This is a genomic window from Rhizobacter sp., from assembly GCF_032229685.1.
Taxonomy (GTDB): Bacteria; Pseudomonadota; Gammaproteobacteria; order Burkholderiales; family Burkholderiaceae_C; genus LMDS01.
The window spans coordinates 448,800-470,080 of the sequence record NZ_JAVTWP010000031.1 but is presented as its reverse complement, the minus strand read 5'-3'; the positions used below and the strand labels follow the sequence as shown (position 1 = coordinate 470,080).

Below are 21,281 nucleotides of genomic sequence, written 5' to 3'. Positions count from 1 at the left end.
GTACTTTTCATTTCACCTCCGACCCACGGGGGCGTCGATGCGTGCGGGCGCACGGCTCGACGCACTAGCATCCATATTCTGCCACCAAACATACGTTAGTTAGCTCGATTGGTTTTCCCGGGACACGATCGCAGAATCGGCGCATGGTCAACCCCGCGCTCGACTTCCGACCCGACACGCGCGAGTTCTTCGCCGACCCTTACCCAATCTACCGCCGCCTGCGCGAGGAAGACCCGGTGCACTGGAGCCCGCGGCTGCGCGCTTGGGTGCTGACCCGCTACGACGACGTGAAGAAAGTGCTGCTCGACCGCGAGGTGTCGGTGGTGCGCATGCGTCCGCACTTCGCGGCCCTGCCCGGCCCCGAGGCGGCGCGCGTGGCCGAGATCCTGAAATCCCTCGCAACCTGGATGGTGTTCCGCGACCCGCCGCATCACACCCACCTGCGGCGCTTGACGAGCAAGGTGCTCACCGCGCAGTCGATGCAGGCCATGCGCCCGACCGTGACGGCGCTGACCGAGCTGCTGCTGACCGAGATCGGCGAGCGTGAGCACATCGACTTCGTCGCCGACTTCGCCGGCCCGCTGCCGGCCCGCTGCCGGCGCTGGTGATCATGGCGATGCTGGGAATCCCGCGCGACCGGCTGTTGACGGTCAAGCGCCTGTCGGACGAGATCGCGATGCTGGTCGGTGCCTCGCACATGTCGGTGCCTCGCACATGTCGGCGCAGAAGTACGCGATCGCCGAGCGCGCGACCCAGGAGATGGCAGCCTACCTGCGCGAGCTCATCCAGGCGCGCCGGACGGAGCCGGGCACCGACCTGCTGTCGCAGCTGGTGCATGTCGAAGACGCCGGCGAACGCCTGACCGACGACGAACTGGTCGCGACCTGCATGTTGCTCGTCTTCGCGGGTCACGAGACCACCACCAACCACCTCGCCAACGGCCTGCTCGCGCTGCTCGCCTTCCCCGGCGAGCAGGCGGCGCTGCGCGCCGACCCCGGCCTGGCCCCGAGCGCGGTCGAGGAGTTGCTGCGCTATGACGGCCCGAGCGGCGTGCAGTCGCGCACCGTGCTGGTCGAGCAGCAGCTGCGCGGCAAGACGCTCGCGGTCGGCGACCGGGTCTATGTGATGCTGAGCGCGGCCAACCGCAACCCCGAGGCCTACCCCGACCCGGACCGGCTCGATCTGCAGCGCGACGGCGTGCCGCAGCTTTCATTCGGCTTCGGCATGCACATCTGTCTGGGCTTTCCGCTCGCACGGCTCGAGGGCCAGACGCGCTGCCCGCCGTGCTCGCGCGCTGGCGGCGCATCGAGCTGGCGGTGCCAGAAGCGCAGCTCGAGTGGCAGGAGTCGATGGTGTTCCGCGGCGTGCGATGCATGCCGCTCAAGGTCGCGCGCTGAGCCGCGCCGTCGCGAACGCGCCTCAGGTGCGCGTCACGGTATCGCCCTTGACGCGAGACAGAGGCCACAGGGCCGAGAAGGTGACCAGCGCGGTTACCCCAAAGGCAGCCCCGAAACTCGCGCCGGCGGCGACCACTAGGCTGAAGATCGCCGGCCCCACCACATAGGCCAGCAGCAGCAGCAAGGTGGCGCCGGTCATGGTCTCGTTCAGCGTTTCGGGCGGTGCCAGGCGCGCGACCTCGGCGAACTGCACGCCGTTCCAGCTGGCCACCGTCAAACCGGCCAGCACCGCCAGCGCGACCACGCTCCAGGTCGGCCACGCCGGCGTGCAGAACGCCAGCGCGAGCGTGGTCAGACCCGACCCGATCACCGCCCAGCGCAGCACGCGCGGCCCGTCGCCCAGCCGATCCGAGATGAAGCCGGCCAGCGGCCGGCCGAGCGCGCTGACCAGCTGCATCAGCGCGAACAGCGCACCGGCGGCCGTCAGCGTCCAGTGCAGCTCGACCACGAGGTAGGTGACGAGGAACGCGAACCACACGCTCTGCCCCGCGCCCAGGCAGCCGCCCGCCAGGCCCATGCGGCGCAAGGCCGGCATCGCCACCAGCACCGCGATCGGCTGACGCAGGTTGTTCGGCGAGAGGAACATGCGCCAGTTCAGCTGCAGCGTGGTCTCGCGCGCGGCGTCGACACGGGCCCGCAACGGCTGCACCGCGAAGAGCGTCAGCGCGCCCAACGCGGCGGCGATGGTCACGGCCACGCCGATGCCGAACGTCTGCGACGCCCAGGGCATCAGCAGCCCGGCGATCACGCCGCCCAGCGGCACGCCGGCCTGCTTGACCGAGAACAGAAGGTTGCGATGCCGCAGCGGCGCGAAGCGCTGCAGCACGTCCATGCCGGCCGACGACGGCGGCCCGATCGACAAGCCGATCAGCAAGCTGCCAACCACGAGCGCAATGGACTCCGGCACCGCGCTCAGCAACGCGCCGAGCACGCCCAACGCCAGGCCGACCTGGAGGTTGCGCATCGAACCCAGGCGCCGCAGCAGCGGCATGCCCAGCAGCAGCGCGACGACCGAGCCGCCGGTGATCATCGACGAGAGGTAACCCACGCTCTCGACCGGCCAGCCGATGCGCGGTGCGAGCGTCGGCGCCAGCGTCGGCGCAATGCGCGACAGGAAAGAAACGGCCGTCTGCACCGCCAGCATCGCCAGCAGCGGGCCGACCCAGTCTTCGTCGCGGCCGGTCTGCAAGCCGGGCGGGTCTTTGGGGCCGGCCGCCGTCATCCAGTGGCCGGCGGCACGTGCGCGGGCAAGGTCACCCGCGCATCGCGGCCAGCGTGCCGCTGTGCATCAGGTGGCCGTTCAGCGGCCGGCCGATGATGCGTTCCGCCAGACGCGAGGCCTCGACCAGCTTCTCCAGGTCGATGCCGGTCGGGATGCCGAGCTCCTCGCACATGAACGCCATGTCCTCGGTGCAGACGTTGCCGGCCGCCGAGCCGGTCTTGTGCTCGGCGAAAGGGCAGCCGCCCAGGCCGGCGACCGAGCTGTCGAACAGCTCCACGCCCATCTGCAACGCGGCGTAGACGTTGGCGCCGCCGAGCCCGCGCGTGTCATGCAGGTGCAGCCCGATGCGCGCATGCGGCACGATCTCGCGCACCGCGCCGATGCGGCGCTTGATCTCTTCGGGGTTGGCCCAGCCCATCGTGTCGGCCAGGTAAAAGGCCGGGAACGGGATGCGCCGGTCGGCGCACACCTCGGCCAGCCAGCGCACGATGTCGGTGATCGCCGACACGGGCACCGGGCCGCCGAGGTTGCAGCCGAAGGACGTGACCACATAGGCCTGCTCGAGCGGGATGTCGAGCGCGATGTAGCGGTCGATCCAGCCGAGCTGCCGCTCGCGGTTCTCGGCCACGCTGCAGTTGTTGTTGCGCTGCGAGAACGGCTCGGTCACGTAGAACACGATCTTGCCATCAAGATCGACCTGCTCGCAGGCGCGGGCCCGCTCGAAGCCGTTGTCGTTCAGCCAGAGTGCGGTGTAGCGCGTGCCCGGCCGCTTCTTCAGCCGGGCGAACAGTTCGGGCGAATCGGCCATTTGCGGCACCGCGCGCGGGCTCACGAACGATGCGCACTGCACCTGCTTCAGGCCGGCTGCGGCGAGCGCGTCGATGAGTTCCAGGCGGTCGGCCAGCGGGTAGGTCGCCTTCTCCATCTGGAAGCCCTCGCGCGGCCCTTCTTCGTGGAATTCGACCTGTTTCGGGAATGACGTCATCGGGTTGCTCCTTCGCATTGCGAATTATTCGACTGGCGCCACCTCGGCCAGCACCTGGTGGCGCTCGACCATGTCGCCGACCTTGCAGCGCAGAGCCGCCACGCTGCCGTCGAACGGGGCGGTGACGTGCAGCTCCATTTTCATCGACTCGAGCACGATCACCGTCTGGCCGATCTTCACCGCATCGCCGACCGCGGCCTTGACGGCCACGACCTTGCCCATCATCGGCGCGCCGAGCTGCCCGCCCGCAGCCTCATCGGCGAGCGCACCGCCGAGGTACGGCGTGCAGTCGAACACGCTGCGCCCGAGCGGGCTCGACAGCTCAATGCTGCGGGCATCTCCGACGAGCGCGAGTTCGAGGGTGCGGCCGCCGAAGTGCAGCAGCCGGTGGCCGCTGGGCAACACGGCCAGCGATGCGCGCTCGGGTGCATCGCCGAGCACGAGCTCGATGCTGCCGTCGGCCTGCGGCGCGCCGAAGCGCACCGGCCATTCGGCCGTGCCGCTCTTCAGCACCAGGTTCGGCAACGGCGCCGCGGCGGACGCACCGTTGGCCAGGCGCCAGCCGGTGAAACCCTGGGCCTGGCTCCAGCAGCCGAGCTCCGGGGTCGCGGCGCGCTGCGTGGCGAGCCAGTGCAGCGCGGCCGCGGCCACGTGCTCGGCCGGCACGACAGGCGCCGCTCGCGCAGCCACACCATCGGCCGCGAACGACTCGTCGATCAGGCGGGTGTGGAAGCTCGCGGCGATCGTTTGCGGCCAGTGCAGCAGCTCATGCAGGAACTGCAGGTTGGTCGTCAAGCCGATCACCGTGCTGTCACGCAAACCCGCGGCCAGCGCGCGGCGCGCGGCCTCGCGGTTCGGGCCGCGCGACACCAGCTTGGCAATCATCGAGTCGTAGTACGGCGAGATCTCGTCGCCGCTTTCCACGCCCGACTCGATGCGCACCGCGGCGCGCGTGAAGTCGACGCGGTCCAGCCGCCCGGTCGTCGGCAGGAAGCCGGCTTCGGCATCCTCGGCACAGAGCCGCGCCTCGAAGGCATGACCGTCGCAGCGCACGTCGGCCTGCGCAAGCGGCAGGCGGCCGGTGTCGGCAATGCGCAGCTGCAGTTCGACCAGGTCGAGCCCCGTCACTTCCTCGGTGACCGGGTGTTCGACCTGCAGGCGCGGGTTGACCTCGAGGAAAAAGTAGTCGTCTCCGGTGACGACGAACTCGACCGTGCCGAGCCCGCGATAGCTCACCCCGCCGGCGAGCTTGACCGCATCGGCCAGCAGGCGCTCGCGCAACGCCGCCGGCAGGCCGGCGCTCGGCGCCTCCTCGATCACCTTCTGGTGCCGCCGCTGCAGCGTGCATTCGCGCTCGAACAGGTGGATCGCATGACCCTGGCCATCGCCCGCGACCTGCACCTCGATGTGGCGCACGCGCGGCAGGTAGCGCTCGACGATCAGCTCGCCGTTGCCGAAGGCTTTCTCGGCCTCGCGCATCGCGCTTTCGACGCGTGCGTCCAGGCCGTCCAGCGTCTCGACCACCGCCATCCCGCGGCCACCGCCGCCGGCGACGGCCTTCAGCAACACCGGCAGTGGCATGCCGCGCACCGCGTTCATCACCTCGGCGGCGTCGTTCATGCCGCCTTCGCTGCCCGCGATCACCGGCACGCCCAGGCGCGCGGCCTCGCGCTTGGCCTGCGCCTTGCCGCCCAGGCGTTCCATCGTCTCGGCCGTGGGGCCGATGAAGATCAGCCCGGCGGCGTCGAGCGCGCGCACGAAGTCCGGGTTCTCGGAGACGAAGCCGAAACCGGGGTGCACCGCGTCGGCGCCGACGCGCTGCGCCGCCGCGACGATGGCATCGATGCGCAGGTAGCTGTCGGACGGTGCCGCGCCGCCGAGTTCGACCGACTCGCCGATCTCGCGCACATGGCGCGCATGCCGGTCGACGCTCGAATGCACGGTCGCGACCTTCAGACCGAGGCGCCGGCAGGTGCGCGCGATGCGGCAGGCGATCTCGCCGCGGTTGGCAATCAGGACTTTGTGGATGCGTTGCATGTCAGAAGCGGAAGATGCCGAACGGGGTCGGCTTGGGCGCGGTGCGCGACGCGAGGTCGAGCATCAGGCCCATCACGTCGCGCGTCTCGACCGGGTCGATGATGCCGTCGGCCCACAGGTTGGACGAGAAGTTGTCGGCCGGCTGAAAGTCTTCGTAGACCTTGCGCACCGGCGCCTTGAAGGCTTCTTCTTCCTCGGGCGTCCACTCACGGCCTTCGGTCTTGTTGATCTGTCGCCGCACCAGCGCCATCACGGTGGCCGCCTGGTCGGGGCCCATGATCGCGGCGCGCGCGTTCGGCCACGCGAACATCGCCGTCGGGTTGAACGGCCGGCCGCACATCGCGAGGTAGCCTGCGCCGTACGACGCGCCGATGATGATCGTGTACTTGGGCACGTTGGCCGACGCCATCGCGGTGATCATCTTCGCGCCGGCCTTGGCGATGCCCGACTGTTCGGCGGCGCGCCCGACCATGAAGCCGGTGACGTCGGCCATGAACAGCAATGGAATGTCGCGCTGGCAGCACAGGTCGATGAAGTGCGCCGCCTTCATCGCGCTTTCGGGGAACAGCACGCCCTGGTTGGCGAGGATGCCGATCTCGTGGCCGTGGATGCGCGCGAAACCGGTCAGCAGCGTGTCGCCGTACAGCGGCTTGAATTCCTGGAAGCGGCTGTCGTCGACGAAGCGGGCGAGGATCTCGCGCGTGTCGGTCGGAATCTTGGGGTCGCGGCTGATCAGGCCGTGGATCTCGCGCGGGTCGAAGCGCGGTGGCAGGCTGGGTTGCTTGGTCCAGCGCGGCTTCGGCGGCTCGCCGAGTTCACGCACGATCTCGCGCGTGAGCGCCAGCGCGTGGCGGTCGTCGTGGGCGATGTGGTCGGTGACTCCGCTCAGGCTGCAGTGCATCTGTGCGCCGCCGAGCGATTCGGCATCGACCGTTTCGCCGGTCGCGGCGAAGGTCAGCTCGGGCCCGCCGAGGTACATGAAGCCCTGTTCCTTGACGATCACGATCTCGTCGCACAGCGCCGGGATGTAGGCACCACCCGCGGTGCAGGGCCCCAGCACCACGGCGATCTGGTGGATGCCCTCGGCCGACATGCGCACCTGGTTGTTGAAGATGCTGCCGAACTGGCCGACGTCGGGAAAGATGTTGGCCATGTCGGGCAGGAAGGCGCCACCGCTGTCGACCAGCGTGATGCACGGCAGCCGATGCGCCCAGGCGATCTGCTGCGCCCGCACGTGCTTCTTGCACGTCATGCCGTAGTAGGTGCCGCCCTTCACGGTGGCGTCGTTGGCGATGACCATGCAAGGGCGGCCGTTGATCAGGCCGATGCCGGTGATGATGCTCGCACCCGGCGGCACGCCGTCGTACTGGCCCTCGCCGGCGAGCATGCCGAACTCGAGGAACGGCGAGCCCGGATCGAGCAGCACCTCGACGCGGTCGCGCGGCAGGATCTTGTTGCGCGCCAGGTGTTTCTCGCGTGCCTTCGGCGGCCCGCCAGCGAGCGCCTTGCGGCGGCGCTCGTGCAGCCGGGCGATCAATGCTTCGTAGGCGGCGCGATTGAGCTGGAACTCTGGGTCGGCGCTTGATGCGCGGGAGGAAAGTATCGTCATCCTTGGGCCCGAACCGTGGTCACTTGAACACCGGCGGACGCCGCGCCGCGAACGCCGCCAGGCCCTCGCTCACGTCGTCGTTCATCAGCTCGGTGGCCATCACATCCTGCTCGAGTGTGAGTCCATCGGCGAGCGTCTTGTCCATGCCTTGCCGCGCCAGGCGCTTCATGACCGCCAGGCCGGCGCGGCTGCGCGTGGTGAGCTGCGTGCAATATGCCAGCGCGGCTTCGCCGAGCTTGTCGGGCTCGACGACGTAGTTGACCAGGCCCCATTGCAGCGCCGTGGGGGCGTCGATCCAGCGTGCGCTGAAGAACATGTCCAGGCCACGGCGCAGCCCGACGATGCGCGGGAAGCGCTGCGAGCCGCCCCAGCCGGGCACCAGCCCATACTGCGCATGCTGGTCGCCGATGCGGAAGTCGGTCGACGCGAAGATCACGTCGCAGGCCATCATCAGCTCGCTGCCGCCCGCCAGCGCCAGACCCTGGCAGGCCGCCACCACGGGCAGCGGGCTGGCTTCCAGGCGTTGCAGCACCTTGTGCCCGTAACGGATGAAGTGGTCGATCTTGGCCGGGTCGCTGCGCAGGCCCTTGACCTCGTCGAGGTCGGCGCCGGTACAGAAGTGCTTGCCCTGGGCGCGCACGAGCACGGCGCGCACGCCCGAGCCGGGCTTCTCGAAGTCGTTCATCGCCGCCTCGATGCCCGCATGCACGGCGAGCGACAGGCAGTTGAACTTGTCCGGCCGCGCCAGTTCGATGATGCCGACGGCGCCTTCGCGGCCGACGACGAGTGGCGAAGCGGCGCTCATTTCTTGTTCTCTGCCGCGTACTGCACCGCCACGCGACCGGCGCGCTCACGCGCGACGATGAGTTTCATAACCTGCGCGGTGCCGTCGCCGATCTCGAGGCCCATCACGTCGCGCAGGCGCTGCTGGTGCGGCAGATCCTTCGACCAGCCGTAGTGGCCGAAGGTCAGGATGCACTGGTGGATGGCGTCGAACGATGTCTTCGGGCCCATCCACTTGACCATCGCCGACTCGGCCGTGTGCGGCTGGCCGTTGTCGCGCAGCGCCAAGCCGTGGTAGCAGAGCTGGCGGCAGGCCGCGAGCAGCGTCTCGAACTCGACGATCGGGAACGACACGCCCTGGTACTGCACGATCGGCGCACCCATCGCCTGGCGTTCCTTCATGTACTCCCAAGTCTCGTCGATCGACGCCTGGGCCGCGCCGATGCACTGCAGCGCGATCAGGATGCGGCTGAAGTCGAACCCCTGCATGACCTGCGTGAAGCCCTTGCCCTCGGCGCCCATCATGTTCTCGGCCGGCACCCGTACGTCGTCGAAAAACACCGAGCCGCGGCCGATGATCTTGCTGCCGACGTCGTTGAAGCGGGTGCGCTGGATGCCGGGCAGGTCCATCGGCACCAGGAAGGCGGTGATGCCGCGCGCCCCGGAATCGGGCTTGCCGGTGCGGGTGAACAGCACGATCGCGTCGCACTGGTCGGAAAAACTGATCGAGGTCTTCTCGCCCGAGATGATGAAGTCGTTGCCGTCGCGGCGCGCCTTGACTTGGAGGTTGGCGGCGTCGGAGCCGCCACGCGGTTCGGTCAGGCCCAGGCCGATGATCGCTTCGCCGGCCACCAGCCGGCTGTTCCAGTGGCGCGCCAGTTCGGGGTTGGCGTTGGCATGCACGATCGCACCCATCAGTGAGCCGAGCAACTGGATATAGCTGACGTTGAAATCGCCGTAGGCCATTTCTTCGGTGATCATCCCGGAGGTGACACCGCTGAGGCCGAGGCCGCCGTATTCTTCGGGCAGGTCAACGCCGATCAGTCCCAGCGAGCCAATTTCCTTCATCAGCGCGCGATCGAAGCCCTGCTCGGCCTCGCGCTTCTGGTAACCCGGCTTGAGCTTCTCGCGCGCGAAGCGGCGCGCCACGTCGCGCAATGCGATCTGGTCGTCGTTGAACAGCATGTCCGGTCTCCTAGTCGATCCTGGGATTGGGCGCCAGGGACACTTCGGCGATCCGCCGCCGCGCCCCAGTGCCAACGTAACGCTTGCCTGCGTTGGCAAGGCAGCGCTATGATAGCATCAAACATACGTTAGTTAGAAACTGTCAGGCGAATCCAAACAGTGGCTCTGCTGTACCATTTTTGACCGCTCAACCTAACTGACAACCACACCATGTCCACCAAGACCCGCGAGAAACCGGCTGCCGTCGAAGCAGACACCGCTACGCGCGAACGCATCCTGCTCGAGGCCGCCCGGCTGTTTCGCCATCACGGCTATGCCGCCACCACCTTGCGCGAAGTGGCCGACGCGTCGGGCATCAAGGCCGGCAGCATCTACTACCACTTCGAGTCCAAGGAACAGATCCTCGGCGAGGTGCTGGACAAAGGCATTCAGGTCGTTGCCGATGCGGTGCGCCAGCGGGTCGATGCGCTGCCTGAGAGCGCGACCGCACGCCAACGGGTCGCGGCGGCGATCGAGGGTCACTTGTGGGGCCTGCTTCACCACGGCGATTTCACCTCGGCGAACATCCGCATCTACGGACAGATTCCGACCGCCGCCAAGAACAGCCATCGCAAGATTCGCCGCAGCTATGCGGACTATTGGGATCGACTCCTGGAAGACGCGCTGAAAGGCGGCGAGCTTCGCCGGGACACCAGCACCGCAGTGATCCGGCTGTTCGTGATTGGCGCCCTGAACTGGACGGTCGAGTGGTACAACCCGCAGAAAGGTTCGTTCCCGGACTTCGTCAAGCAGGTCACCGCGATCGTTTTCGACGGCACCTTCGAGAACAGCGCGGCATGAGCGTCAAACCAGGTTGGGAAGGGCGTTTCTTCGAAGATTTCGAGGTCGGCGACGAGTACCGTCACCCGCTCGGGCGCACGCTCACGCAGCAAGACAACATCTGGTTCACGCTGCTGACGCAGAACGTCGCGGCGGTGCATTTCGACGAACACTACGCGTCGCACACCGAATTCGCGCGCCCGCTGGTCAACTCATGCCTGACCCTGGCGCTCGTCACAGGCCAGTCGGTCATCGATGTCTCGTACAACGTGTTCGCCAACCTCGGCTGGGACGAGGTCCGCCTGCCCAAGCCGGTGTTCGAGGGCGACACGATCTACTCGCGCTCGGCGGTACGCGACAAGCGCGAATCCAGGTCGCGCCCCACCATGGGTGTGGTCACCGTCGCCACCGAAGGCTTCAACCAGGACGGCGTGGTGGTGTGCACCTTCAATCGCACCTTGATGGTCTACAAGCGCGGCATGGGGCCGAGTCGCGCGCCGCCCGTCCCGAAGACGCCGATTTGAGATCCACCGCGCCTGCGCGCGCCATGCCCACGTGAACTCCCAGGAACTGATCGAACGCTTCGGCCCGCGCGAAGCCATGGAATACGACGTCGTGATCGTCGGCGCCGGCCCGGCCGGTCTGGCGACGGCGATCCGGCTCAAGCAGCTCGATGCCGGGCTGTCGGTGGTCGTGATCGAGAAGGGTTCCGAGCCGGGCGCGCACATCCTGTCGGGCGCGGTGATGGACCCACGCGCGCTCGGCGAACTCATTCCCGACTGGAAGGCACAGGGTGCGCCGCTCACGCAGCCGGTGACCGGCGACGACGTGCTGTTCCTGTCCGAGACCGGCACCACGCGCACGCCCGACTGGCTGGTGCCGCGCAACCTGCACAACGACGGCTGCTACGTCATCTCGCTCGGCAACGTGGTGCGCTGGCTGGCGCAGCAGGCCGAGGCGGTGGGCGTGGATATCTTCCCCGGCTTCGCCGCCGCCGAAGTGCTGTACGACGAACAGGGCAGCGTTCGCGGCGTCGCGTCCGGCAACATGGGGGTCGGCAAGGACGGCGAGCCCACCGGGTCGTTCCAGCTCGGCATGGAGCTGGTCGGCAAGTACACGGTGTTTGCCGAAGGCGCGCGCGGCCACCTGGGCAAGCAGCTGATCGCGCGCTACCGGCTTGACCAAGGCAGGGACCCGCAGAGTTTTGCCATCGGCATCAAGGAGTTGTGGGAGGTCGATCCCGCCCGCGCCAAACCGGGGCTGGTGGTGCACACCGCCGGTTGGCCCATGGTCGATCAGACCTTCGGCGGCGGCTTCCTCTACCACCTGGCCGGCAACCAGGTGACGCTGGGCTTCGTTGTCGGGCTCGACTACCAGAACCCGTTCATGAGCCCGTTCGACGAGATGCAGCGCTGGAAGACACACCCCGCGATCCGTGCGCATATCGAAGGCGGCAAGCGCCTGGGCTATGGCGCGCGTGCGATCAACAATGGCACGCCGCAGGCGCTGCCCAAGACCGTGTTCCCGGGCGGCGCGCTGGTCGGCTGCGACGCCGGCTACCTGAACGCGGCGCGCATCAAGGGCAGTCACGCGGCAATCAAGAGCGGCATGCTGTGCGCCGAGGCGATCGCGCCGGCCCTGGCCGCCGGACGCCAGCGCGACGAACTGCTGGCCTACCCCGCCGCTTTCGAGAAGAGCTGGCTGAACGAGGAACTGCAGCAGACCCGCAACTTCAAGCTCTGGTTCAAGAAGGGCAAGCTGGTCGGCAACCTGATGACCGGCATCGAGCAGTGGCTGCTGCCCAGGCTCGGCATCGCCAGCCCGCCATGGACCCTGCACGGCACCAAGCGCGACCACGAGAGCCTGCTGCCCGCCGACCGGTCCACGCCCATCGCCTACCCCAAGCCCGACGGCAAGCTCAGCTTCGACCGCCTGTCTTCGGTCTTCGTCAGCAACACCAACCACGAAGAGAACCAGCCTGCGCACTTGACGCTGAAGGATGCGGCGGTGCCGGTGGCGCTGAACCTGTCGAAGTACGCGGGCCCGGAAAGTCGCTACTGCCCCGCCGGCGTCTACGAGTTCGTGAAGGACGACGACCAGACCGAGCGGCTGCAGATCAACGCGCAGAACTGCGTGCATTGCAAGACCTGCGACATCAAGGACCCGTCGCAGAACATCGTCTGGGTCACGCCCGAAGGCGGCGGCGGCCCCAACTACGCCGGAATGTGAACCCCATGAATGAACCGCAATTCGGCTGGAACGATGCCGCGCTCTCGGAAGCGCCGCGCGTCTTCGAGGCCGGCCTGTTCGACGGCCAGGTCGTGATGGTCTCCGGCGCCGGCAGCGGCATCGGCAAGGCCATCGCCTTCCTCTACGCGCGGCTGGGCGCCAAGCTCGTCATCTGTGGCCGCGACCGCGCCAAGCTCGACGCCTGCGAACCCTGGCTGCGCAAGCTCGGCAGCCCCGACGTGCTGGTGCAGCAGGCCAACATTCGCCAGCCCGAAGACGTCGAGAAGCTGCTGGACGCCACCTACGCACACTTCGGGCGCCTGGACGTGCAGGTCAACAACGCCGGGGGCCAGTTCCCGAAGGCCGCGCTCGACATCAGCCCCAACGGCTGGAAGGCGGTGGTCGACAACAACCTGAACGGCACCTGGTACATGATGCACGCCGCCGCGAAGCGCTGGCGCGACACCGGCACGCCGGGCAACATCGTCAACATCGTGCTGACCTTCCAGCGCGGCTTCCCCGGCGTGGCCCACTCCTGCGCCGCGCGGGCCGCCGTGACCTACCTGTCGAAGACGGTCGCGGTCGAATGGGCAGCGCACGACATCCGCGTCAACTGCGTCGCTCCGGGCGTGATCGAGAGCACCGGCTTCAAGCAGTACTCCGCCGAAGCGCGCGAGCAGTTCCCGCGCGGCAACCCGATGCTTCGCCAGGGCGACGTGCAGGACATCGCGCACGCGGTGATCTACCTCACCGGGCCCAGCGGCAAGTTCATCACCGGCGAGCTGCTCAACGTCGATGGCGGTGGCGTGCTGTGGGGCGAACTCTGGACGATCCCCAAGCCCGCCTACTTCACGCAGGAGCAGGCGGCATGACCGCGCCCGTCCAACAGCCGAAGTTCGGCCCTGGCGACGAGGCCCTGTCGCAGCTGCCCACGGTGTACCGCGACGACTTGTACGCCGGCAAGGTCGTGCTGGTGTCCGGCGCCGGCAGCGGCATCGGCAAGGCCATCGCCTTCCTGTTCGCACGCCTGGGTGCCACGCTGGCGATCTGCGGCCGCAAGCTCGACGCGCTTGAAGACTGCGCCGAGAAGCTGCGCGCGCTGTCGGGCCGGGAGGTCTTCGTGCACCCGATGACGATCCGCGATCCGGGCCAGGTCGAAGGCCTGCTCGACGCGGTGTTCGAGCGTTTCGGCAGCATCGATGTGCTGGTCAACAATGCCGGCGGGCAGTTCGCCGCGCACGCGATGGACTTCACCGACAAAGGCTGGAACGCCGTCATCGACACCAACCTCAACGGCACCTGGTACATGATGCAGGGCACGGCGAAGCGCTGGGTCAAGCAAGGCAAGCGCGACGGCAGCATCGTCACCATCACCGCCGCCGTGGACCGCGGCCTGCCAGGCATGGCGCACACCGCAGCCTCGCGTGCCGGCGTGATCGCGTTGTCGCAGACGCTCGCCGTCGAATGGGCCGAGCACGGCATCCGCGTCAACTGCATCGGCGCCGGCGCGATCGAGAGCAACGGCTTCAACAACTATAAGGAAGAAAACGTCGGCGGCCTCTTCCGCACCAACCCCATGCTCAGGGCCGGCGACGTGCAGGACATCGCCGAGGCGGTGGTCTACCTCACGGCATCCTCGGGCAAGTACATCACCGGCGAGACCGTCAACATCGACGGCGGCATGGTGCTGTGGGGCGACTTCTGGCCCGCCGGCATGCCCGACTACTTCAAACCACCCGCTTCGAACCCATGACCTCCGCACAGGACAAGACTACCGCCAACACCGGGCCGCTGGCCGGCATCAAGATCGTCGACCTCACCACCGTGGTGATGGGCCCGTTTGCGTCGCAGATCCTCGCCGACCTGGGCGCCGACGTCATCAAGGTCGAATCGCCCGACGGCGACACCGTGCGCAACATCGGGCCCAGCCGCAGCAAGGGGATGGGGCCGATGTACCTGGCGCTGAACCGCAACAAGCGCAGCATCGCGCTCGACCTGCGCAAGCCCGAGGCGCTGGCAGCGCTGAAGCGCCTGATCGCCGGCGCCGACGTGCTGCTGTTCAACATCCGGCCCAGTTCGATGGGGCGCCTGGGGCTGGGCTATGACGACGTCGCCACGATCAACCCGCGCATCATCTACTGCGGCGCCTACGGCTTCGGCGAAGGCGGACGCTACGCCGGCAAGCCCGCGCTAGACGACCTGATCCAGGGCGCCGTGGCGCTGCCCTCGCTGGTCGGGCGCGTCACCGGCGAGCCGCGCTACCTGCCCACCAACATCTGTGATCGCACCACCGGCCTCACCGCCGTGTACTCCGTCACCTCCGCACTCTACGCACGCGAACGCACGGGCCGTGGCCAGGCGATCGAAGTGCCGATGTTCGAGACCATGACCCAGTTCGTGCTGTCCGACCACATGTACGGCCAGACCTTCGATCCTTCCCTGGCCGACGCCGGCTACGTGCGTCTGCTCGCCAAGGACCGTCGCCCCTGCAAGACCCGTGATGGCTACATCTGCGTGCTGATCTACATCGACAAGCACTGGAAGAATTTCTGCGAGATGCTGGGCCGCGAGGAGATGCTGAGCGACCCGCGCTTCCTGCGCATGGCCGACCGCACGCGCAACGTCGACGCGCTCTACGCCTTCGTGACCGAAACCATGCTCACCCGCACCACCGCCGAGTGGATGGACGCACTCGCGAAGGCCGACATCCCGGTGACGCCGATGCACACGCCGGCCACGCTGATGGACGACCCGCACCTGGCCGACGTCGGCTTCTTCGACTGGATCGATCACCCCAGCGAAGGACGCATCCGCACGATGAACGTCCCGGGCACCTGGTCCGGCACGCCGCCATCGATCCGCCGCCATGCACCGCTGCTCGGCGAGAACACGCGCGAGTTGCTGGCCGAGGCCGGCTATGCGCCGGCCGACATCGATCGCATGCTGGCCAGCGGTGCGGCCGGTGCCACAGCCGTGCCGGCCCGGGCAGAGCCCTGACGTTCAGCCCCCGCGCGCACCACCCGCGCGAACGACGCCACTGCGCACCAGCGCTTCCAGTTCCGGCGCCGGCACGCCCCAGCGCCGCACCTGTTCGAGCGCCCCATCGTCAGCGCTGTGCGGAGCGCGCGGTAGCGCCGATGGCGTGGCGCTGAAACGCGGCGCCGGCGCCGGCTGAACCACACCGCCGATCTCGACGAAGGTCGCGCGCGCGTGATTGTGCAGATGCTTCGGCGCGTCCAGAGGCGCGAGCACCGGCGCGAAGCAGGCGTCGCTGCCCTCGAGCAGTTCGCACCATTGCGCGCGCGTGCGGGTCTCGAAGATCGCGGCCAGGCGGGCCTTGCTCTCGCCCCAGCGAGCCACGTCGTCGAAGTCGAAGGCGTCGGCGCTCAGGCCCAGGCGCTTCAACAGGACCTCGCGGAACTTCAGTTCGATCGGCGCCACCGACACGTACTCACCGTCGGCGCAGCGAAACACCTCGTAGTGCGGCGCCCCCGAATCCAGCAGGTTGGTGCCGCGTGGCCCGGTGTGCATGCTGCTGCCGAGCATGCCGTACAGCGAGGTCATCAGCATCGCCGCGCCGTCGACCATCGCCGCATCGACAACCTGCCCGGCGCCGCCGCGCTGCGTGTTCCACAGCGCCGCGAGCATGCCAAACGCGAGCAGCAGGCCGCCGCCGCCGAAATCGCCGACCAGGTTCAGCGGCGGCGTCGGCGGCGCACCGGCGCGACCGATCGCATGCAGCGCCCCCGACAGGGCGATGTAGTTCAGGTCGTGCCCCGCGGCCAGCGCGAGCGGCCCGGTCTGGCCGAAGCCGGTGACGCGCCCGTAGACAAGTTTGGGTTGTTGCGCCACGCAAGGCTCGGGGCCCAGGCCGAGCCGCTCCATCGTCTGCGGCCGAAAGCCCTCGATCAGCGCGTCGCTGCAGGCGACGAGCCGGCGCGCGAACTCGACCCCCTCGGCCGCTTTCAGGTCGACCGCGATCGAGCGTTTGCCGCGGTTCAGCAGGTCGAATTTCGGCGCCCGCTCGATGCCCAGGCCGCTGGGCGCAAGCCGGTCCACCCTCAGCACCTCGGCGCCCAGGTCGGCCAGCAACATGCCGCACATCGGGCCCGGCCCGATGCCGGCGAACTCCACCACCTTCATGCCGCACAGCGGTCCCTGGCTCATTGTCTGTTCTCCTTTTACGATGGAATATCAACCTAGCAAGCGATCCAGCCGTTCCTTGGCCTCGGCCAACTCGCCGAGCATGTCTTGCACGACCTGCCGCACCGAGGTCTCCTCGCGCATGTCGGCAACGATCTGCCCGACGGGGTAGGTCAGGAACTCCTTGGCACGCACCCGCTCGACCCGCGTGCGGCCCTGCCCCCACCACAGGATTGCCTGCAGCGGCGCGGGCAGCGGATCGGGCGCGCCGGGCGCGTCCCAGGCATCGGTGAAGGCGCTGCGCAGTGTGCGGCAGGGCTTGCCGGTGACGCTGCGCGTCAGCACCGCATCGTCGGGGCCGGCTTCGAACATGCGGGCCTTGATCTCGGGCGTGACCTCGCTCTGCACCGTCTTCAGCCAGACCGAGCCGCACCACGCGCCCTCGCAGCCGAGCGCCAGCGCCGCCGCGAGCTGGCGCCCGCGGCCGATGCCACCGGCGCCGAGCACGGGCAAGGGCGCGACCGCGTCGACGATGCGCGGCCACAGCACCATCGAGGTGATGCTGCCGGTGTGGCCGCCGGCCTCGGTGCCGACCGCGATGACGAAATCACAGCCGGCATCGCGGTGCTTGATCGCGTGTTTGGGCGCGCCCGCCATCGCTGCGACCTTGATGCCGCGCGCATGCGCGCGCTGCACGAGTTCAGCCGGCGGCGAACCGAGCGCGTTGACGATCAGCTTGATCGGGTGGCGCAGCGCGATCTCGATCATCGCGGCGCTTTCGCCCGGGGTGAAGTTGAAGGTCGACACCAGGTCGCGCTCGATCTGCGCCGCTTCGGCCGCAGGCAGCGCGGGGACACCGGCACGATCGAGCATGCCGCGCACGAAGGCCAGGTGCTCGGCGGGCAGCAGCCGATCGGCGTCGTACTTTGCCTCGCCCTCGCCGGCGTCCTGGTAGGTGGTGGGCATCAGGATGTCGACACCGTAGGGGCGGCCGCCGATGTGGTCGTCGATCCATTGCAACTCGGCATCGACGCGCTGCGGGCTCATGCGGGCCAGACCGAGCACGCCCAGCCCACCGGCCTTCGAGACTTCGACGACCACGTCGCGGCAGTGCGAGAACGCGAAGATCGGCGCCTCGATACCGAACATTTCACACAAGCGGTTTTCCATGCTGGCTCCGTGACCGTTGGTCCGATATTGGACTATCATACCAATAATGGACCAACCATCGGCGACGATCGACCCCGGCAACGACGACTACAGCGGCCCGAAATCGCCGCTGCGCGTGATGCAGATCGTCGAGTTGCTGGCCGCTTCGAACAGCGGCCTGTCGCTGGCCGCGATGACCGAGGCATTGCAGATCCCGAAGACCAGCCTGTTGAATCATCTTCGGGTCATGGTGGTGGCCGGCTACGTCAGCTCGCGCGACGCGCGCTACACGCTCGGACCGGCGTCGATGCGGCTGGGCGCGATCATTGCCGCCGACGCTGGCGTGCTGGCCGCCTGGCGCCCGGTGGCGCTGGACCTCGTCGCCCAGAGCGGCGAGACCGCGATGCTCGCCACGCTCGACGACCGCAGCGCCGAGGCGCTGTACATCGACGTCGTCAACAGCGATCAGGACATCCGCTACTCGCCGCGCGTCGGCTCGCGCTGGCCGCTGTACTGCACCGGCATGGGCCGCGCGCTGCTGGCGTTCCAGGAGCCGGTCTTCCTCGACCGCTACCTGGCCAGCGCGCGCACGGTCGAGCGCACCGAACTCACCGTGACCGGCGTGGCGCGCCTGCGGCGCATCATCGCCGGCGTCCGCAGCGCCGGTGTCGTCGTCACCGAGGGCGAGCACACCGTCGGCGCCGGTGCGGTGGCGGCGCCGATCATCGAACGCGACGGCCGCGTGCGCTGCGCCATCGGCATTGGCGTGCCGATCGCCCGCCTCGGGCCGCGGCGCGAGGCCTTGGCCGGGCTCGTGGCCGACGCTGCGCGGCGCGTCTCGTGGACGCTCGGCGGACACGGCGCGAGCCCGAACCCGTCGACGATCACCGCCCTCACCCCGCTTCCCGACGAGGTGCGGCCACCTGCCACACGCTCGTCGCCCATGCCAAGGGCCGCCGCGCCCGCACGGAGACACCGATGACCATGATCCTTGCCACCACCGCACACCACCTGTCGCGCGGCATCGCCGTCGCGTTGATGCTCAGCCTGGCGTCGCTCGCCAGCCAGGCGCAGTATCCAAACAAGCCGGTTCGCCTGGTCCTGCCCTTCGGCCCGGGGTCGGCCACCGACACCTTCCTGCGCATCGTCGCCGAGCCGCTGGGCACCGCGCTTGGCCAGAGCGTGGTGGTCGACAAAAAGCCCGGCGCGATGTCCGTTCTGGCCGTCGAGCATGTCGCCAAGTCGCCGGCCGACGGCTACACGGTGGTCGCCGCCACCAACTCCATCGTCGCCAATCCGGCCGGCATCCTGCGCAGCGTCAACTACGACCCGTTACGCGACTTCACGCCCATCACCCGGCTGGCCGGCACGTCCTACGTGCTGGTGGTGGCGGCCGACCAGCCCTGGAAGACGCTGGACGAACTGGTTGCGCATGCGCGCGCCAATCCGGGAAAGCTCAATTACGCCAGCGGCAACCTCGGTGGTGTGCTGTACGGCGGCATGTTGCAGAAGTCGATCGGCGTGAACATGGTTCACGTGCCTTACAAGTCCACGCCGCCGGCGCTGCTGGAGCTGCTGGCCGGCCGCGTGCACCTCATGTTCACCGACCTGGCGACGGCCGGCGGGCAGGTCAAGGCGGGCAAGGTGCGGCCGCTGCTGGCCACCGCAACGCAGCGCACGGCGCTGTTCCCCGATGTGCCGACCATTGCCGAAACAGGCTTGAAGGGCTTCGCCGACATGCCGGCCTGGTGGGCACTTTACGGCCCGGCCGGCATGCCCGCCGACGCCGTCGAACGGCTGAACCGCGAGATCACGACGATCCTGCAGCGGCCCGACATCCGCAGCCGGCTGCTCGCGATGGGCATCGACGCCGTGCCGTCGTCGCCGCAGGGGCTGGCCGAGTTCACCCGCGAACAGTCGCAGAACTATGTGCGGCTGATCAAGGAATTCAACATCCAGCCGGAATGACCCGGTTGCAACGCATCGCGAAGAGACTCGATCCATGCACCCTACCCAACCCCTCTGGCTCGGCGACATCCGCCCGGGCATGCGCCTGCCCCTGCCCGGCTTCGACTGCAGCGCCGAACTGGTGGCCGGCTACGCCGACCTGCTGGACGCGCGCCATCCGATCCATGTCGACCCCGAGTACGCCAAGACCACGCGCTACGGGCGGCTGATCGCGCACGGGCCGCTCGTCATCGCCAAGGTGCTGGCCGAGTTGAACGGCATCTTCGGCACTGCCCTGCAGGTCATGCTCGACGTCGGCGAGTGGCGTTTCTACGGGCCGGTGTTCGTGGGCGACGCGGTCAAGGTCGAGTGTTTCGTGATCGACGTGAACGCAGCCAAAGGCAGCAGCGCAGGCGCGGTCAGGCTCGAGATCCGCGTGCTCGGGAACGACGGCGCGCTGGTGCAGCGCGGCACCGTCGGCGTGCTGATTTCGCGCGCCGCGGCGAAGGCCTGATCGCCCATCTTCAACTTCCATCAAGGTACCGCATCCCATGAGCCAACCCGAGCGCCGAGTCCCCCCCAACAGCGTCGACCGCGAAGCGTTCCGCGACATGTGTCGCAAGTTCGCCGAACGCGAGATCAAGCCACGCTGGCAGCAGGCCGACCGCGAGGCGCGCTTCCCGCGCGAGTTCTTCGTGGCCGCCGCCAAGGCCGGGCTGATCGGCCTGCACGCACCTGAATCGATGGGCGGCGCCGACCTCGGCGTCACCGAAGAAGCGATCTCGATCGAAGAGCAGGCCAAGGCCAACCCGAATCTGGCGATCATGGCGCTGATCCAGGGCGTGGCGGGCTCGCTGCTGGCCGAGCATGGCCATGCGGTGCACCACGACCTGGTGCGCGCCAACATCGCCGGCGAATGCCTGCTCGCGCTGGCCGTCACCGAGCCCGAAGCGGGCAGCGACGTTCAGAACCTCAAGACCACCGCGACGCGCGACGGTGACGAGTGGGTGCTCGACGGCATCAAGTCCTTCATCACGCTGGGCGGCGACTGCGACACGATGCTGGTGCTGGCGCGCACCGACCCGACCCAGGGCCGGCGCGGCATGCACTTCTTCGCCGTCGATCGCAAGACGCCGGGCGTCGAGACTTCGCAGATCAAGACCTACGCAAACCGCCCGTTGCCGACCTACCGCGTGATGTTCAACAACGCGCGCGTGCCCGAGTCGCGTCGCCTGACCGCCGGCTTCGGCGCGATCATGGCCGGCTTCAACCGCGAGCGCGTGATGGTGGCCGCGCGCTGGCTCGGCCACATGCAGACGGCGCTGGCCTGGGCGCTCGACTACGCCAAGGTGCGCCAGCAGTTCGGCAAGCCGATCGGCGCGAACCAGAGCATCGCCTTCATGCTCGCGCAGGGCCATGTCGACGTCGAAGCCTCGCGCCTGTACACCTACCATGCGGCGCAGCGCTGGGACAGCGGCGCGGCCATCAAGGACATCATCCTCGATGTCTCGTCCGCGAAGCTGTTCGTCACGCAGGCCGTGTACCGCGTGACGCAGAACGCGCTGCACATCGGCGGCGGCTGGGGCATCACCGAGGAACTGCCGGTGATGCGCATGGCGCTCGACGCGCTGGTGGCGCCGGTCACCGTCGGGTCGTACGAGATCCAGCTGCGCGTGATCGCCAAGCAGCTCGGCCTGCCCTGCGACTGAGCGGGCT

The 21,281-nt window shown here is 68.5% G+C and carries 20 protein-coding genes; 12 read left to right on the top strand and 8 right to left on the bottom strand.

Annotated elements, in window-relative coordinates:
• Positions 1-143 precede the first annotated feature (143 nt).
• Together AC30PD_RS13915 and AC30PD_RS13910 are read left to right on the top strand one after the other, a co-directional pair.
• Positions 144-608 (top strand): hypothetical protein, encoded by a 465-nt coding sequence (locus tag AC30PD_RS13915; protein WP_489536237.1) that lies wholly within the window; start codon positions 144-146, stop codon positions 606-608.
• Positions 609-714: 106 nt separating this feature from the next.
• Positions 715-1,536: a cytochrome P450 gene (locus AC30PD_RS13910; protein WP_489536236.1), complete on the top strand. Its 822-nt coding sequence runs from the start codon at positions 715-717 to the stop codon at positions 1,534-1,536.
• Here AC30PD_RS13910 and AC30PD_RS13905 read toward each other — a convergent pair.
• Genes AC30PD_RS13905 through AC30PD_RS13880 form a run of 6 tightly spaced genes read right to left on the bottom strand, consistent with a single transcriptional unit; the run spans position 1,420 to position 9,278 of the window.
• On the bottom strand, positions 1,420-2,679 hold the full coding sequence (locus AC30PD_RS13905; RefSeq protein ID WP_489536235.1) for an MFS transporter: 1,260 nt from the start codon (positions 2,677-2,679) through the stop codon (positions 1,420-1,422). The genes AC30PD_RS13910 and AC30PD_RS13905 overlap by 117 nt on opposite strands.
• A 31-nt stretch (positions 2,680-2,710) precedes the next feature.
• Positions 2,711-3,664, bottom strand: a complete 954-nt coding sequence (locus AC30PD_RS13900) for a hydroxymethylglutaryl-CoA lyase (protein WP_448169762.1) — start codon at positions 3,662-3,664, stop codon at positions 2,711-2,713.
• A gap of 24 nt (positions 3,665-3,688) precedes the next feature.
• A complete protein-coding gene (locus AC30PD_RS13895; RefSeq protein ID WP_489536234.1) occupies positions 3,689-5,701 on the bottom strand; it encodes an acetyl/propionyl/methylcrotonyl-CoA carboxylase subunit alpha in 2,013 nt (670 codons plus the stop codon).
• 1 nt (position 5,702) lies between these two features.
• Positions 5,703-7,310, bottom strand: coding sequence for a carboxyl transferase domain-containing protein (locus tag AC30PD_RS13890; protein ID WP_489536233.1), 1,608 nt, complete (start codon positions 7,308-7,310; stop codon positions 5,703-5,705).
• A 19-nt stretch (positions 7,311-7,329) separates the two neighbouring features.
• Entirely contained in the window at positions 7,330-8,115 is a 786-nt protein-coding gene (locus AC30PD_RS13885) for an enoyl-CoA hydratase/isomerase family protein (protein ID WP_489536232.1), read from the bottom strand.
• Positions 8,112-9,278, bottom strand: coding sequence for an acyl-CoA dehydrogenase family protein (locus AC30PD_RS13880; protein WP_489536231.1), 1,167 nt, complete (start codon positions 9,276-9,278; stop codon positions 8,112-8,114). Before AC30PD_RS13880 ends, AC30PD_RS13885 begins: the two co-directional genes overlap by 4 nt.
• Positions 9,279-9,488: 210 nt before the next feature.
• Between AC30PD_RS13880 and AC30PD_RS13875 the strand changes: the two genes are divergently transcribed.
• The 6 genes from AC30PD_RS13875 to AC30PD_RS13850 are packed head-to-tail and all read left to right on the top strand — an operon-like array spanning position 9,489 to position 15,323.
• Positions 9,489-10,118 (top strand): TetR/AcrR family transcriptional regulator, encoded by a 630-nt coding sequence (locus AC30PD_RS13875; RefSeq protein ID WP_489536230.1) that lies wholly within the window; start codon positions 9,489-9,491, stop codon positions 10,116-10,118.
• Positions 10,115-10,621 carry a MaoC family dehydratase gene (locus AC30PD_RS13870; protein ID WP_489536229.1) on the top strand — a complete coding sequence of 169 codons (507 nt, stop codon included), beginning with the start codon at positions 10,115-10,117 and terminating at the stop codon, positions 10,619-10,621. The genes AC30PD_RS13875 and AC30PD_RS13870 overlap by 4 nt, the downstream gene beginning before the upstream one ends.
• Positions 10,622-10,652: 31 nt before the next feature.
• On the top strand, positions 10,653-12,326 hold the full coding sequence (locus AC30PD_RS13865; protein WP_489536228.1) for an electron transfer flavoprotein-ubiquinone oxidoreductase: 1,674 nt from the start codon (positions 10,653-10,655) through the stop codon (positions 12,324-12,326).
• A gap of 5 nt (positions 12,327-12,331) precedes the next feature.
• A complete protein-coding gene (locus tag AC30PD_RS13860; RefSeq protein ID WP_489536227.1) occupies positions 12,332-13,198 on the top strand; it encodes an SDR family oxidoreductase in 867 nt (288 codons plus the stop codon).
• On the top strand, positions 13,195-14,079 hold the full coding sequence (locus tag AC30PD_RS13855) for an SDR family oxidoreductase (RefSeq protein WP_448169771.1): 885 nt from the start codon (positions 13,195-13,197) through the stop codon (positions 14,077-14,079). Before AC30PD_RS13860 ends, AC30PD_RS13855 begins: the two co-directional genes overlap by 4 nt.
• Positions 14,076-15,323 carry a CaiB/BaiF CoA transferase family protein gene (locus tag AC30PD_RS13850; protein ID WP_489536226.1) on the top strand — a complete coding sequence of 416 codons (1,248 nt, stop codon included), beginning with the start codon at positions 14,076-14,078 and terminating at the stop codon, positions 15,321-15,323. The genes AC30PD_RS13855 and AC30PD_RS13850 overlap by 4 nt, the downstream gene beginning before the upstream one ends.
• Positions 15,324-15,326: 3 nt before the next feature.
• Here AC30PD_RS13850 and AC30PD_RS13845 read toward each other — a convergent pair whose 3' ends face one another.
• Entirely contained in the window at positions 15,327-16,493 is a 1,167-nt protein-coding gene (locus tag AC30PD_RS13845) for a CaiB/BaiF CoA transferase family protein (RefSeq protein WP_489536225.1), read from the bottom strand.
• A gap of 27 nt (positions 16,494-16,520) precedes the next feature.
• The gene (locus AC30PD_RS13840; RefSeq protein ID WP_489536224.1) at positions 16,521-17,639 is read right to left on the bottom strand and encodes an NAD(P)H-dependent flavin oxidoreductase; all 1,119 of its coding nucleotides are present in this window, start codon (positions 17,637-17,639) and stop codon (positions 16,521-16,523) included.
• Positions 17,640-17,685: 46 nt separating this feature from the next.
• Here AC30PD_RS13840 and AC30PD_RS13835 point away from each other — a divergent pair, with 46 nt between their 5' ends.
• Genes AC30PD_RS13835 through AC30PD_RS13820 form a run of 4 tightly spaced genes read left to right on the top strand, consistent with a single transcriptional unit; the run spans position 17,686 to position 21,274 of the window.
• Positions 17,686-18,600 (top strand): IclR family transcriptional regulator, encoded by a 915-nt coding sequence (locus AC30PD_RS13835; protein ID WP_489536223.1) that lies wholly within the window; start codon positions 17,686-17,688, stop codon positions 18,598-18,600.
• Positions 18,597-19,586: a Bug family tripartite tricarboxylate transporter substrate binding protein gene (locus tag AC30PD_RS13830; protein WP_489536222.1), complete on the top strand. Its 990-nt coding sequence runs from the start codon at positions 18,597-18,599 to the stop codon at positions 19,584-19,586. The genes AC30PD_RS13835 and AC30PD_RS13830 overlap by 4 nt, the downstream gene beginning before the upstream one ends.
• Positions 19,587-19,620: 34 nt before the next feature.
• The gene (locus AC30PD_RS13825) at positions 19,621-20,079 is read left to right on the top strand and encodes a MaoC family dehydratase (protein ID WP_489536221.1); all 459 of its coding nucleotides are present in this window, start codon (positions 19,621-19,623) and stop codon (positions 20,077-20,079) included.
• 37 nt (positions 20,080-20,116) lie between these two features.
• Positions 20,117-21,274 carry an acyl-CoA dehydrogenase family protein gene (locus AC30PD_RS13820; RefSeq protein WP_489536220.1) on the top strand — a complete coding sequence of 386 codons (1,158 nt, stop codon included), beginning with the start codon at positions 20,117-20,119 and terminating at the stop codon, positions 21,272-21,274.
• Positions 21,275-21,281 lie beyond the last annotated feature (7 nt).

Bases quoted from the DNA above. Each gene is read 5' to 3' on its own strand.
- AC30PD_RS13900 (WP_448169762.1), bottom strand. From the start codon at position 3,664: ATGACGTCATTCCCGAAACAGGTCGAATTCCACGAAGAAGGGCCGCGC.
- AC30PD_RS13855 (WP_448169771.1), top strand. From the start codon at position 13,195: ATGACCGCGCCCGTCCAACAGCCGAAGTTCGGCCCTGGCGACGAGGCC.
- AC30PD_RS13905 (WP_489536235.1), bottom strand. From the start codon at position 2,679: ATGACGGCGGCCGGCCCCAAAGACCCGCCCGGCTTGCAGACCGGCCGC.
- AC30PD_RS13845 (WP_489536225.1), bottom strand. From the start codon at position 16,493: ATGAGCCAGGGACCGCTGTGCGGCATGAAGGTGGTGGAGTTCGCCGGC.
- AC30PD_RS13895 (WP_489536234.1), bottom strand. From the start codon at position 5,701: ATGCAACGCATCCACAAAGTCCTGATTGCCAACCGCGGCGAGATCGCC.
- AC30PD_RS13860 (WP_489536227.1), top strand. From the start codon at position 12,332: ATGAATGAACCGCAATTCGGCTGGAACGATGCCGCGCTCTCGGAAGCG.
- AC30PD_RS13885 (WP_489536232.1), bottom strand. From the start codon at position 8,115: ATGAGCGCCGCTTCGCCACTCGTCGTCGGCCGCGAAGGCGCCGTCGGC.
- AC30PD_RS13870 (WP_489536229.1), top strand. From the start codon at position 10,115: ATGAGCGTCAAACCAGGTTGGGAAGGGCGTTTCTTCGAAGATTTCGAG.
- AC30PD_RS13835 (WP_489536223.1), top strand. From the start codon at position 17,686: ATGGACCAACCATCGGCGACGATCGACCCCGGCAACGACGACTACAGC.
- AC30PD_RS13880 (WP_489536231.1), bottom strand. From the start codon at position 9,278: ATGCTGTTCAACGACGACCAGATCGCATTGCGCGACGTGGCGCGCCGC.
- AC30PD_RS13875 (WP_489536230.1), top strand. From the start codon at position 9,489: ATGTCCACCAAGACCCGCGAGAAACCGGCTGCCGTCGAAGCAGACACC.
- AC30PD_RS13910 (WP_489536236.1), top strand. From the start codon at position 715: ATGTCGGCGCAGAAGTACGCGATCGCCGAGCGCGCGACCCAGGAGATG.
- AC30PD_RS13840 (WP_489536224.1), bottom strand. From the start codon at position 17,639: ATGGAAAACCGCTTGTGTGAAATGTTCGGTATCGAGGCGCCGATCTTC.
- AC30PD_RS13830 (WP_489536222.1), top strand. From the start codon at position 18,597: ATGACCATGATCCTTGCCACCACCGCACACCACCTGTCGCGCGGCATC.
- AC30PD_RS13915 (WP_489536237.1), top strand. From the start codon at position 144: ATGGTCAACCCCGCGCTCGACTTCCGACCCGACACGCGCGAGTTCTTC.
- AC30PD_RS13850 (WP_489536226.1), top strand. From the start codon at position 14,076: ATGACCTCCGCACAGGACAAGACTACCGCCAACACCGGGCCGCTGGCC.
- AC30PD_RS13820 (WP_489536220.1), top strand. From the start codon at position 20,117: ATGAGCCAACCCGAGCGCCGAGTCCCCCCCAACAGCGTCGACCGCGAA.
- AC30PD_RS13890 (WP_489536233.1), bottom strand. From the start codon at position 7,310: ATGACGATACTTTCCTCCCGCGCATCAAGCGCCGACCCAGAGTTCCAG.
- AC30PD_RS13825 (WP_489536221.1), top strand. From the start codon at position 19,621: ATGCACCCTACCCAACCCCTCTGGCTCGGCGACATCCGCCCGGGCATG.